The sequence below is a fragment of the Flavobacterium sp. CF136 genome (assembly GCF_000282055.1).
Classification (GTDB): domain Bacteria; phylum Bacteroidota; class Bacteroidia; order Flavobacteriales; family Flavobacteriaceae; genus Flavobacterium.
Genome location: NZ_AKJZ01000032.1, coordinates 1 through 13,226, shown reverse-complemented (window position 1 = coordinate 13,226; position 13,226 = coordinate 1). Strand labels below are relative to the sequence as shown.

Below are 13,226 nucleotides of genomic sequence, written 5' to 3'. Positions count from 1 at the left end.
GATTTATTCTTAAAAGGATAAGATAAATTTAGCATCAATAAAAACTAACTAATTATGAAATCTAAATTATTACTAATGGTATTGTTACTGTTTACATCTTTTGCATTTTCGCAGAACATTGATGTAACAGGAACAGTACTCGATGCTTCAGGCTTATCATTGCCCGGAGTGAATGTTAAGGTTAAAAGTTCATCGCAAAGTACAACCACAGATTTTGATGGATCTTTTAAACTATCCGGAGTTCCAAAAGGAACTACAATTGTTTTAAGTTACATTGGCTTTAGAACACAGGAAGTTGCAGTTTCCGGCAACAAGATTACTGTAAAAATGAGCGATGATACCAAATCATTGGATGAAGTTGTTGTGATTGGTTACGGAAGCCAAAAAAAGAGAGAAGTTACAGGTGCCGTAGCAGTTCTTGACAGCAAAACACTGGATGTTTTAAAACCGGCAAGAATTGAGCAGGCATTACAGGGTACTATTTCCGGTGTAAATGTAACTACTCAATCCGGTGCTCCGGGTGCTCCGCTGGATATTCGCATACGTGGTATTGCTACCAACGGAGAAAATAGGCCAACAGTAATCATTGATGGTTATGTGGGAGATTTAGGTTTATTAAGTCCGAATGATATTGAGACTATTACTGTTTTAAAAGATGCTCAAGCCGCTATTTATGGTACAATTGGAGCAAACGGAATTATTTTGGTTACTACCAAAATGGGGAAAAAGAATTCAAAAACAAGAGTTTCTTTTAACAGTTATACAGGTTTTCAGGAAACCTCCAGAAAGCTGCCAACTCTAAACGCTACAGAATATGCACTTTTATTAAATGAAAGTTATGCTAACGGCGGTAAAGCACTTCCTTATCCAAATGTTAGCGGATTAGGAAAAGGTACTGATTGGCAGGATGAAGTTTTCATGAAAGGGGTTCCCATTATTAATAATGATTTAACTATTTCAGGAGGTTCAGAAAAAATTACCTATTCTATAAGCGGTTCACATTTAGATCAGGAAGGAATTGTTGGCGGAGGTAAATCAGGCTTCCTGAGAAATACGGCCAGAATTGGATTTGGAGCTGATTTAAGCGATAAATTTAAATTAAAAACGAATGTTATTTATACGTATTTCACAAGAAACACATTGAATGAAAATGGCCTTGGATCTGTTTTGTTTAATGCTTTGAATGTTCCTGCAACACTTAGTCCCTACAATGCAAATGGCGATTTTACTTTAGTGCCAGGTACTACAGGATTAGGCACAGAAATTATAAACCCGTTAGCACAAATCGCAAATACGTATAATGATTATAATTATAAAAAATTAAACGGGAATTTTGGATTGGATTATAAAATTTTCAAAGGATTTACATTGTCAGGTGCAATTGGTTTTAATACATCAAACAGTGAATCAAAAACATTTGCAAAACAAATTAGCTACGGCGGAAAAGTATTTGATGTGCAAAGAAGCTCTGTTACTCAGGGAGCTGTAAATGATAATAACTATTCATTTGATCTTTTTGGAACATACAATACAAAAATTGCTGAAAATCATAACATTACAGGAACTGTTGGTACAACAATCTTTAAAGAATGGGGCAACGGACTTTTCGCAACTGGTTTTGATGTTCCCAATAACTCATGGGATTTTGCAGATATCTCCTTAACTAAAGGCATTTCGGAAACGCTCACAAACAGCTCGTATGTTTATGACCAGAGAAGGCTTTCGTATTTTGGAAGATTACAATACGATTACAAAGGGAAATATTTGTTTTCTGCAATGATCAGGCGTGATGCTTCGACTAAATTCGGACCAGGAAACAAGGTAGGTTATTTTCCTTCTTTTACAGGAGGCTGGGTTGTTTCTGATGAAGGTTTCTTTGGAGAACCTAAATTTCTGAATTTCTTAAAATTGAGAGCCAGTTACGGTACTTTAGGAAATGACCAGATTCCGAATTATGGTTATATCGGACTTCTTACCGGTGAAGCGACTTATGTTTTTGATGGCACTCTGGCTAATGGAACAGCAACAGGACAAGTTCCAAATCCCGACTTAAAATGGGAAGAAGCAAGGAAGTTTGATGTTGGTTTGGATATAAAATTATTAAACAATAAAATAGCTCTTGTAGCAGATTATTTTATTGATACCAGAAAAGATTTATTAATCCCAAATATTCCGGTTTCAGGAATTAACGGTACAGGAGCACCGGGAGCAAGTTCTCCTACTTTGAATGCCGGGACAGTTAGAAATTCCGGATTTGAATTCTCAATCGATTATAAAGAAAAATTCTCTGATTCATTTTCAATGAGTGCAGGTTACAATGTGACTTTTCTTAAAAATGAAGTGCTGGAAGTAAATAACGGAACAGGTTTTATTGAAGGAGGTGCTTTTGGAGTAGGACAGCCTGCGCCTTCACGTATGGAAGTTGGAAAACCAATCGGATATTTTTATGGATATAAAACTGAGGGGATTTTTCAAAACCAAACCGAAATTGATGCACATCCTTCTCAATTAGCTTTAGGGGCAAATGCTGCACCGGGCGATATTCGTTACGTAGATGTAAATGGCGATGGTGTAATTGATACTAAGGATAAAACAAATATTGGAGACCCAATTCCGGATGCGACAATGGGATTCAATTTACAAATGAATTATAAAAATCTGGATTTTGCTGTTTTCACCTTTGCCTCTGTTGGGAACGATATGGTTCGTAACTACGAAAGAACACTTTCAGATGCTAATCGCTTAAATTATGTTTTAGACAGATGGACGGGAGAAGGAACAAGTAATTCTACACCAAGAGTAACAACCGGTGCAACTGCAAACAATGTTTTCTCAGAGTACTTTATAGAAGATGCTTCGTATATAAGAATTCAGAATGTACAATTAGGCTATACATTAAACTCCAATGTATCTCAGAAAGCAGGAATCTCGAAATTAAGACTTTATGCAGGTGTAAATAATCTGTACACCTTTACAAAATACAAAGGTTTTGATCCGGGAGCTTCAAATGGAGCCCCAATTGGAGGAGGAATTGATTATGGATTCTATCCAGTGCCAAGAACCTATTTATTGGGCTTAAACATTAATTTTTAATTTCAATTAAAATGAAAAAATATATTTTTACAACTTTAGCAGCAATAACATTCCTTTCGATCGTAACGACTTCTTGTTCGGATGAATTTGTTGACCCTGCTCCGGCATACTCTATCGACTCCGAGAACTATTTTAATTCTAAAACAGATTATGATAATGCTTTGATTGCAGCTTACGACTTGCTTCAATCTTCTTATGTAAATGTTTTGTTGGGCGAAATAGCTTCAGATAATACACTTTGCGGAGGAGAAAGCCCTACAGACGTTATTGGTTTTCAGCAAATAGACGATATGATTCATACTCCGGTAAACAGTAATCTGAGAGATATCTGGAACTGGATGTTTGCCGGAGTTCAAAGAGCCAATTATATTCTTGAATTTCAAAATAAAACCGATTTTGAAGGAAAAACACAACTTATAGCCGAAACACGTTTTCTTAGGGCTTACTACCAATTTGAATTAGTAAAATGGTTTGGTGGTATTCCGATGAAAGGCGATGCCAGATTTAAAATTGGAGACGAAAAAACAATTCCGCGCTCATCAGTCGAAGAGGTTTATACTTCTATTGAAGCTGATTTAATTTTTGCGGCAGAAAATTTATCTCCCACTGCCGCACAAAAAGGAAGAGTTACAAAAGGTGCCGCTCAGGCATTATTAGGAAAAGCATATTTGTATCAAAATAAATTTACACAAGCTGCTGCAACATTTGAGAGTTTAATAAGTACCTCACCATATTCTTTACAAACAGATTATAATGCATTATTTGAATTGGATGGAGAAAACGGAACAGAATCAGTTTTTGAAGTACAATATACAGATGTTGAAGGTGCTGGATTTGGATGCCTGCAATGTAGTGAAGGAAACGTTGCCGTAGGTTTCAGCGGAATACGTAATTATGACGGGCCTCAGTTTACATCCGGTTTCAGTTTTAATATTCCAACCCAGGAAAGTGCCGATGCTTTTGAAGTTGGTGATAAACGTAAGGATGTAGCCATTTTGGATATTAATGCATGGGCTTTGGCTAATGCAAATTATGACAATGGTAATGGAATTAAATTTGGAAAAGGAAATGAAGACACAGGCTTCTTTAACCGAAAATATTTACCAAGAAAAAGAAGCAGCAATGCTCAGGGCGATTTGAATTTAACAAACCCAAATAATTACAGAGCGATACGTTATGCTGATGTACTTCTAATGGCAGCAGAAGCTTATAATAGAGGAGGGATTGATGATGGTAAGGCGAGAGGATATCTCAATCAGGTCAGAAGACGTGCTTTTGGAGACAATAATCATGATATTTCAGCTTCCGGAGCGGCACTTACTGATTTTATTTTAGCCGAAAGAAGATTAGAGCTTTTTGGTGAAGGACATCGTTTCTTTGATTTGGTGAGAACAGGAAAAGCAGTAGGAACAATACCTGGTTTTAAAGCCAATAAAAACGAATTATTTCCACTTCCAATCGAAGAAATTCAATTTGCTAACGGAAACTGGCAACAAAATCCAGGATATTAAAAACATCAATTATGAAAAAAATATATTTTATTATAAATCTGTTCGTTTTGGCAATGCTGATAGCTTGTTCAAACGATGGCCTCGATATTGATTTGGATAATGTAGCTCCACCGGCCAACATTTCAGCACTGACAACTGTTACACAGGATAATACAGGAAAGGTTACTTTTTTGCCTAAAGGCGAAGGCGCAACACAGTATAAAATTAATTTTGGTGACGGCAGTGCAGAATCCGATTATTTGTCACCGGGTGCAACTGTTACACATACTTATGCGGAAGGAGTGTACCATACGAAGATTATTGCGATGGGTATCAACGGAAAAACAACTGAGGCAGACAAAGAAGTTATAGTTTCTTTTAGGGCCCCTGAAAATTTAGAAGTAGTTATTACAAATGATTTATCAGTATCCAAAAAAATAACAGTTATTGCAACTGCTGATTTTGCATTGTTTTATGATGTGTATTTTGGAGAGGCCGGAAAACCCGATCCTGTTTCGGCAAACAATGGAGAACCGGTTTCATATACCTATAAAGAAGCAGGAGTTTATACCATTCGTGTAGTTTCAAAAAGCGCCGCGATTAAAACAACCGAATATACAACAGAAGTTACGGCAAAACTTGTTCTCAATCCAACAGCATCAGCACCGACACCACCAAACAGACAGGCCGGAGATGTAATTTCTATTTATGGATCTAAATATACCAATGTAGCAGGAACTAATTATTTCCCGGATTGGGGTCAGGCCGGACAAGGAAGCAGTTGGACAGAGTTTGATTTGAATGGCGATAAAATGCTGAATTATATTAAATTAAGCTATCAGGGAATTGCATTGGCAGATAATGTAACAATAGACGTTTCTGGCATGGAATATCTTCATATGGATGTTTGGACTGCTGATTTACAGAAAATTGAAACTTCTCTGATCAGTAAAACTAATGGAGAAAAACCTGTCGTAAAAGATCTTGTAGCCAATCAATGGACAAGTATAGACATTCCGATTTCGGCATTTACCAGTCAGGGATTAACGGTTGCTGATATTTTTCAATTAAAGCTTGTCGGAACTCCTTGGGCCGGAGGGACTGTCTTTGTCGATAATATCTATTTCTATAAAACCCCGGCTCAGTCAATTGAATTACCTCTTGATTTTGAATCTGCTGCCTTAACTTATACCTGGAGTGGTTTTGGGGATGCAGGTTTTGGACCTATTCCGGTTGTAGTTGTAACAAATCCGGATAAATCCGGAGCTAATATGTCTAATAAAGTTGTTAAAATCGAAAAAACTTCAGGGGCACAGGTTTGGGCCGGAGCAAGTCTGAATTTAGAAAAAACAATTGATTATACGAAAGGAACAACTGTAAAAGTAAATGCCTGGTCCCCAAAAGTTGGGGCTGACATCTTATACAAAATGGAAGTATCAACATCTCCAAAAGATGGAAATGGTAATCCAACAGTTTTTATAGAAGTACATGCGACAACAACCGTGGCTAATGCCTGGCAGGTATTGACTTTTGATCTTACAAGTGCAGCCGGTTTTAGTACTGCTAATAAATATGACAGAGTAATTTTATTCCCGGACTTTGGACAAATGGGAGCAGGGGCAATCTATTACTTTGATGATATTAAACAATCCAATTAAAAAAAGAAATCATGAACAAAAAAATAATTATAAAGATAGTATCCTTATTTACGATTCTTTTGATGGCAAGCTGCCAAAAAGATGATTTTACTTTTGGAGACATAACTGCCCCGACAAATATTCAGATTACGGCTGAAATTGTTGGAAAAACTGCCAGTACTCCTTATGGCGATGGTTCAGGAACAGTAAAACTTGTAGTGAAAGCAGATAATGCGATTTCATACAAATTTGTATTTAGTGATGGAACTTCGGAAAATTCCCCAAACGGAAAATTCGATAAACGATTTACCAAAACAGCTGTCAATACTTATACTGTAACAGCTATTGCTTACGGAAAAGGAGGAATTGCGACCAATGCTACAATTGAAGTAGAGGTTTTAAGTGATTTCAGTGATCCGGAGGCTGTTCAGTTTTTAACAGGAGGAACTTCTAAAAAATGGTATTGGTCAGCTTCAGAACCCGGACATTTGGGTGTCGGTCAAAATGATGGTGATGCCACTAAAAATTATTATGCAAATTATTATCAGGCTGCCGCTTTTGAGAAAGCAGGTTCACCAGCCAGCAGCTGCTTATATGAAAATGTGCTGACTTTCTCTCTTGATGGAGAGCAGTTAAAATTTGAATTGGATAATGGCGGGTCTACGTTCTTTAATGCTGCTTTTGCAAGTGTAGCAGGAGGCAGCTCTCCGGATGATGCATGTTTGGCTTATGATGCAAGTGGCGTAAAAACAGTTTCTTTAAGTCCTTCAGAATCTGTAGTCATGTCAAACCCAAATCATGCAACGCAAACAAGAGGGACAACTATGAATTTCTCCAACGGTGGATTTATGGGGTACTATATTGGTCAGACTTCTTATGAGATTTTATCGATTACAGCAAACAGAATGACAGTCAGGGCCGTAATGGGAGGGAATCCGGCATTAGCCTGGTACCATACTTTTACCACAACGCCGCCTGTTCAGAATCCGGTAACAGATTACACAAATTTAGTATGGTCGGATGAATTTAATACAGATGGAGCGCCGGATGCTGCCAAATGGGGGTATGATTTAGGAAACGGAGGTTTTGGCAATAATGAAAAACAAAACTATACCAATGCCGCAGCAAATGTAATTGTACAAGGAGGAAATTTAAAAATTACTGCTAAAAAAGAAGCCTCAGGAGGTTCTGATTATTCTTCGGCAAGATTAAAATCTGATGGTAAATATGCATTTACTTACGGAAAAGTTGAGGTACGTGCAAAATTGCCAATAGGTGGCGGAACCTGGCCGGCAATTTGGATGTTAGGACAAAATTATGCAACAAATGCATGGCCTGCCTGCGGAGAGATTGATATTATGGAGCACGTTGGCAATAATCAGAATGTTATTCTGGGTACACTTCATTACCCCGGGCATTCAGGAGGGAATGGTAATTCAGGTTCTAAAACAATTGCAAATGTTTCAACAGAATTCCATGTGTATAAAACGATTTGGAGTCCGTCATCAGTAAAAATTTATGTAGATGATCAATTAATTCATTCTGTTCCTAATGATGCTTCTTTGCCTTTCAATAAAAGCTTTTTCCTGATTTTGAATGTAGCGATGGGAGGTACTTTCGGTGGCAACATTGATCCTGCTTTTACACAATCTTCTATGGAGATTGATTATGTGAGAGTTTATCAATAAATATAAATTAATTAATAAGAATGAAATGAGAAGGTCAGTTTCAGGCTGACCTTCTTAATTTTAGAAATTTTAAAAAAAAAATTAGCATGAAAAAAGTAGTATTACTATTTATGATAAGCAGTTTTTGTCTGGGACAACAAACAAAAAGAAAACTCATTTGGGAAGAAAATTTTAGTAAAAAGAACTTAAACGAATCTGTCTGGAATTTCGAACTAGGTGATGGCTGCCCAAATCTTTGTGGTTGGGGAAATAATGAAAGACAGCTTTATACTAAAAATAATCATAGGATTAAAGACGGTAATTTAATTATCGAAGGCAGAAAAGAAGGCGAAAAATATACTTCAACAAAAATTACAACAAAAGGTAAAAAGGAATTTTTGTACGGACGAATTGAAGCCAGGGCCAAACTGCCTGTTGGACATGGCTTATGGCCTGCATTTTGGATGTTGGGAGCCAATATAGATGAGGTGAAATGGCCAAAAACAGGAGAAATAGATATTCTGGAATATATAGGCAGAGATCCACATATGGTTTATACAACCCTGCATACTCAGGATAGCCATGGAAACTCCATCAACACAAAAAAAACTGCATTTCCTGCTATAGAAGAAGGTTTTCATGTATATGCAATTGAGTGGAGTAAAGAAAAAATTGACTTTTTCGTAGATACTGCTTTGGTTTATACTTTTGATCCTATCGTTAAAAATGAAGATACGTGGCCGTTCGATAAACCTTTTTATATTATTGTAAATTTAGCAATAGGAGGGAATTTTGGAGGTCCGGATGTTGATGATACTATTTTACCTCAAAAATTTTATATTGACTATATTCGTGCTTATCAATAAATACTACAAATAGTATTAAAAAAACAAACACAACTTATTTGTAATGAATGGTTTATAATGAGTTGTGTTTGTTTTTTAATTGTTAAAACATTTTAATTATTTGATGTTTTTAAGCACTTTTTAACCAAAGGTTAATTTTAATTTAAATTATTTGCTATTTTATTATTAATTGTTTCCTATTCATTTGCATTTTAAAATAATTATTTGTTAAATTTGGAGACGTTTTTAACATAACCTAAAAAAAAAAGAAAAGCCTATACAATAAAATTACTTTTTAGAAAAATTACCCAGATTTAAACAAAAACTAAAAAAGTAAGTATTATGGCTGATTTACATATTCCAGACTCTCTATTGGTTAAAAATTATGTCGAAGGCAACGAAAAAGCTTTGTCGACATTAATAAAAAGACATGAGTCTAAAATATACGGATTTATATATTCAAAAATTGCAGACAGAGACATTTCAAATGATATTTTTCAGGATACCTTTATTAAAGTAATCAAGACTTTAAAAAATAATTCTTATAATGAAGAAGGCAAATTTTTACCTTGGGTTATGCGTATTTCTCACAATCTGATTGTGGATCATTTTCGTAAAACCAAAAAAATGCCAATGTACAGAGAAACAGAAGAATTTTCGATTTTTTCGATTATGTCTGATGATTCCCTGACTATCGAAGGTAAAATGATTGTAGATCAGGTTGAAGTTGATCTTAAAAAATTAATTGAAGAACTTCCTAATGATCAAAAAGAAGTTTTGGTGATGCGTATGTATCAGGATATGAGTTTCAAGGAAATTTCAGAACTTACAGGGGTTAGTATTAATACTGCATTAGGCAGAATGCGCTATGCTTTGATGAATTTGAGAAAAATTATTGACAAACATCAAATTATTTTAACCAACTAATACTATTTTGAATGTTAGCTCGTTATACTATAATAAAACATTTTCATAGTATGGCGAAAATTTACTCTAAAAAAGCATTAGCTTCTAAAAATCTAAAACCTAAAAAAGAAGTCGTTTCTTTTTTATTAAGTTACTCACAAGCTTTAACAGTTGTGAAAATTGATAATAAAAGTTTTGAGATTATAGCTAATTAAACAGCCCACTACTTTTGTCGGATGTTTATTTCAAAGAAAACCAAATGGTCGTTTTGGTAAAAACTCACTATTCGTATGTAAAATACTGATAGTGAGTTTTTTTTGTTTAAAAACTTAAAAATAATGCCTTAATATTCTGATTTAAAAAATATTGGATTTTAAGTTTAAGGATTTATTTATATGTTGGCATAATAATTCTGTAGTCGATAATGTTGTAAAATTGCAATATTTGTAAGTTAATATTTATTTTATTTTAATATAACGATTTAGATAAAAAATTGCTTCTTTTTTATTTGTGTATTCAATTTTTAATTTTATTTTAGATAAAAAATAAATAGTTTGTAAAAAATAATAAGTAAAAAAACATTTATAATTTAAATACTGTTAAAAAGCTTTTTTTATTTACAATGTCAAGAAGGAGAGATGCGTTTAACCCCATAAAAATTATTTAATATGATAAAAAACTACACTAATTAATTATTCAGTTTGATGAGCTTTTAAATCTAAAAAGATTTGAAAGTATGGTGCAATTTTATTAAAAAAGTTATAAGACATAGAAAGATTTTTCATTAAAAAAATATTGAAAATTACTTTTAAGTCTTTGTATTTCTGCTAAGAGAATGCACATAAAATAAAAAACCAAAAATCTATTTTAACAATCAAACTAATCTAAACATGAAAATAAAATTTATAATGTTATCAATAGTATTGATAAATGTTGGAGTATATTCTCAAAAGAGTCAAATAAAAGACGCCCAGACTCTTTTTGAAAAAGGAAAACCTGAAGAGGCAATAGGGATTTTAAAAAAGACAGAATATCTTATTCTTAATGCACCGGATGAAGAGAAATCAGAATTTTACTTTTTGAAAGGAAATGTATTAAAGGATTTAGCTATCAAAAATATAGATGCAGCTAATAATTTTACGCTCGCCTCCGAGTCTTATCAGGATGTAGTTTTATATGAAAACGAATCCGGTAAATATAAATTTTCCGTAAAAGCTACTTTGGCATTAAAAGATATGAAATCTAAGCTTGTTAATGGTGCCATGAGTGATTTTAAAGCAGGTAATTTCAAGGAAAGCGGAGAAAAGAGCTATAAAGTTTATTTGTTTGATAAAAAAGATACACTGAACCTCTTTAATGCTGCAGCTTCATATATGAATGCAAAAGATTACGATTTGGCAATTCGATATTTGGAAGAACTAAAAAAAATTAAGTATTCAGGAAAAGGTACTATTTATTACGCTACTAACATAAAAACAAAAGAAGAAGATGCTTTTATTTCACCAAAAGCAAGAGAATCGTTTATTCAGGCAGGACTTTACGAAAAACCTAGAAATGAGTTTGTTCCTTCTAAAAAGTTTGATATTGCAAGGCATTTAGCGTATGCTTATCTTGAAAAAGATGATTTAGCTAAATCTGAAATTGCTTATAATAATGTTTTAGAAATAGATCCTAATTTTATAGATGCCTATATTAATCTTGCTTATATAAAGTTACAATCTAAAAAAACCTTAGTTGATAAGATGGATGCTTTAGGAAATTCCAAAAAAGAAATGCTGGAATATGATAAATTAAATGCCCAGAAAGATGATATCGTCAGAAGTGCAATTCCATATCTTAAAAAAGCACTTGTCATTGATCCTAAAAGTATCGATGTAAAGAAAACACTTTTAGGAGTTTACAGAGCTCTTGATATGACAAATGAGTATAATTCTTTAAAAGCGGGGATGTAGCTGTCAGGTACAAAAGTTCAAATTTGTTAGATTTAAAAGTTGCTGGAGTTCTAAGAGAATTTTAGCAACTTTTAAAACTTTATGGACTAAAACTGAATTCTAAACTTTAGTCATCTCATCGATAATAGATTTTTTCCCAATAGTTCTCGTAATGATATCTTTTTCCAGACTCCAGCCACGTGCAGGTGAGTACTCACGTCCATACCAAATAATCTGAAGATGCAAATCATTCCATAAATCTCTTGGAAATAATCTTTTAGCATCTTTTTCTGTCTGCACTACATTTTTTCCGTTCGAAAGATTCCATCTGTACATCAATCTATGGATATGCGTATCAACAGGGAAAGCAGGAACTCCGAAAGCTTGTGACATAACAACGCTGGCTGTTTTATGACCAACGGCAGGCAATTCTTCAAGAGCCTCAAAACTCTGTGGAACTTTTCCGTCATGTTTGTCAATCAAAATGTGTGACAAACCATGAATACCTTTCGATTTCATTGGTGATAATCCGCAGGGACGGATAATTTCCTTGATCTCTTCTACTGACATTTTAATCATATCATACGGATTATCAGCCTTTGCAAAAAGCAATGGCGTAATTTGATTCACACGCACATCCGTACATTGTGCCGAAAGTAAAACCGCTATCAATAATGTATAAGGATCTTTGTGGTCAAGCGGTACAGGGATAGTAGGGTAGAGTTCTTTTAACGTATTTATAACAAATTGTACGCGTGCTTCTTTATTCATTTCCGTATTTTTAATGACGTAAAAATAGTATAATTTTCATCATGTGCCTAATCCGGTTTTCCGTTGCAACTCCTCGTTCTGTCAGTAACATTTTTAAGCATTTGCAAGAGCTTCCGCTGGTCGCTTTGCCAATGCAAAAAATGTAAACTCCCATAACTCCGGGGTTTTCACTGCAACCCGGGGCAAAACACCTGCCATTTTCAAATTAACGATAGTGGTAGAAATCTAAAATCTAAAGTCAACAATCTAAAATAAAAATATGACAACATTACAAAAAGGGGATAAAGCCCCAAATTTTTCAGGAACTGATCAGGACGGAAAAACACATAAACTGGCAGATTATGCCGGAAAAAAATTAGTAGTTTTCTTTTACCCAAAAGCGAGTACTCCTGGTTGTACTGCTGAGGCTTGTGATTTAAGAGATAATTTTGAACGTTTTAAAGCAAATAATTATGAACTTTTGGGCGTAAGTGCCGACAGTCAAAAAGCACAGGAAAAATTCAAGGATAAATACGAATTCCCTTTTCCGTTATTGGCTGACGAAGACAAATCAGTAATCAATGCATTTGGCGTTTGGGGACCAAAGAAATTCATGGGAAGAGAATACGACGGAATCCACAGAACTACTTTTGTAATTGACGAAAAAGGAATAATTGATGAGGTTATTTCGCAGGTTAAAACGAAAGAACATGCTGCTCAAATTTTAAAATAAAAATCATTGTTCAAAAAAATGCCCTTTCGAAAAGGGCATTTTTTATTTATTATTAAACAAATAATGTTAACACGTTTGGTGTAATTAAAGATAGTGTCAGGTTGAGCGGAGTTGAAGCCCTTTCCAATTGACAAGCCTTCAACTAAGTTTATCCTGAGCGAAGCCGAATGGACT

10 protein-coding genes are annotated in these 13,226 nt (G+C 34.4%); 9 read left to right on the top strand and 1 reads right to left on the bottom strand.

Annotation, left to right across the window (positions count from 1 at the left end):
* Positions 1-54 precede the first annotated feature (54 nt).
* The 8 genes from PMI10_RS11230 to PMI10_RS11200 all read left to right on the top strand — a co-directional run bounded on the left by PMI10_RS11230 (position 55) and on the right by PMI10_RS11200 (position 11,590).
* The gene (locus tag PMI10_RS11230; RefSeq protein WP_007807822.1) at positions 55-3,093 is read left to right on the top strand and encodes a SusC/RagA family TonB-linked outer membrane protein; all 3,039 of its coding nucleotides are present in this window, start codon (positions 55-57) and stop codon (positions 3,091-3,093) included.
* 11 nt (positions 3,094-3,104) lie between these two features.
* Positions 3,105-4,604, top strand: a complete 1,500-nt coding sequence (locus PMI10_RS11225) for a RagB/SusD family nutrient uptake outer membrane protein (RefSeq protein WP_007807820.1) — start codon at positions 3,105-3,107, stop codon at positions 4,602-4,604.
* A gap of 11 nt (positions 4,605-4,615) precedes the next feature.
* Positions 4,616-6,241 (top strand): PKD domain-containing protein, encoded by a 1,626-nt coding sequence (locus PMI10_RS11220; RefSeq protein ID WP_007807819.1) that lies wholly within the window; start codon positions 4,616-4,618, stop codon positions 6,239-6,241.
* Between the two features lie 11 nt (positions 6,242-6,252).
* Complete coding sequence (locus PMI10_RS11215; RefSeq protein ID WP_007807817.1) at positions 6,253-7,908, top strand: glycoside hydrolase family 16 protein; 1,656 nt, start codon at positions 6,253-6,255, stop codon at positions 7,906-7,908.
* A gap of 86 nt (positions 7,909-7,994) precedes the next feature.
* Complete coding sequence (locus PMI10_RS11210; RefSeq protein WP_007807815.1) at positions 7,995-8,753, top strand: glycoside hydrolase family 16 protein; 759 nt, start codon at positions 7,995-7,997, stop codon at positions 8,751-8,753.
* Positions 8,754-9,074: 321 nt separating this feature from the next.
* The gene (locus PMI10_RS11205) at positions 9,075-9,659 is read left to right on the top strand and encodes an RNA polymerase sigma factor (protein WP_007807814.1); all 585 of its coding nucleotides are present in this window, start codon (positions 9,075-9,077) and stop codon (positions 9,657-9,659) included.
* Positions 9,660-9,709: 50 nt separating this feature from the next.
* Entirely contained in the window at positions 9,710-9,853 is a 144-nt protein-coding gene (locus tag PMI10_RS22215; RefSeq protein ID WP_193361696.1) for a hypothetical protein, read from the top strand.
* A gap of 675 nt (positions 9,854-10,528) precedes the next feature.
* Positions 10,529-11,590 (top strand): tetratricopeptide repeat protein, encoded by a 1,062-nt coding sequence (locus PMI10_RS11200; RefSeq protein ID WP_035631763.1) that lies wholly within the window; start codon positions 10,529-10,531, stop codon positions 11,588-11,590.
* 99 nt (positions 11,591-11,689) lie between these two features.
* Here PMI10_RS11200 and nth read toward each other — a convergent pair whose 3' ends face one another.
* Positions 11,690-12,340, bottom strand: coding sequence for an endonuclease III domain-containing protein (gene nth, locus PMI10_RS11195; RefSeq protein WP_007807809.1), 651 nt, complete (start codon positions 12,338-12,340; stop codon positions 11,690-11,692).
* Between the two features lie 259 nt (positions 12,341-12,599).
* On the opposite strand from nth, the gene bcp reads away from it, so the two are divergent.
* Positions 12,600-13,052: a thioredoxin-dependent thiol peroxidase gene (bcp, locus tag PMI10_RS11190; RefSeq protein ID WP_007807808.1), complete on the top strand. Its 453-nt coding sequence runs from the start codon at positions 12,600-12,602 to the stop codon at positions 13,050-13,052.
* The last annotated feature ends 174 nt before the right edge of the window (positions 13,053-13,226 follow it).

Bases quoted from the DNA above. Each gene is read 5' to 3' on its own strand.
- PMI10_RS11230 (WP_007807822.1), top strand. From the start codon at position 55: ATGAAATCTAAATTATTACTAATGGTATTGTTACTGTTTACATCTTTT.
- PMI10_RS11200 (WP_035631763.1), top strand. From the start codon at position 10,529: ATGAAAATAAAATTTATAATGTTATCAATAGTATTGATAAATGTTGGA.
- bcp (WP_007807808.1), top strand. From the start codon at position 12,600: ATGACAACATTACAAAAAGGGGATAAAGCCCCAAATTTTTCAGGAACT.
- PMI10_RS11215 (WP_007807817.1), top strand. From the start codon at position 6,253: ATGAACAAAAAAATAATTATAAAGATAGTATCCTTATTTACGATTCTT.
- PMI10_RS22215 (WP_193361696.1), top strand. From the start codon at position 9,710: ATGGCGAAAATTTACTCTAAAAAAGCATTAGCTTCTAAAAATCTAAAA.
- nth (WP_007807809.1), bottom strand. From the start codon at position 12,340: ATGAATAAAGAAGCACGCGTACAATTTGTTATAAATACGTTAAAAGAA.
- PMI10_RS11220 (WP_007807819.1), top strand. From the start codon at position 4,616: ATGAAAAAAATATATTTTATTATAAATCTGTTCGTTTTGGCAATGCTG.
- PMI10_RS11205 (WP_007807814.1), top strand. From the start codon at position 9,075: ATGGCTGATTTACATATTCCAGACTCTCTATTGGTTAAAAATTATGTC.
- PMI10_RS11210 (WP_007807815.1), top strand. From the start codon at position 7,995: ATGAAAAAAGTAGTATTACTATTTATGATAAGCAGTTTTTGTCTGGGA.
- PMI10_RS11225 (WP_007807820.1), top strand. From the start codon at position 3,105: ATGAAAAAATATATTTTTACAACTTTAGCAGCAATAACATTCCTTTCG.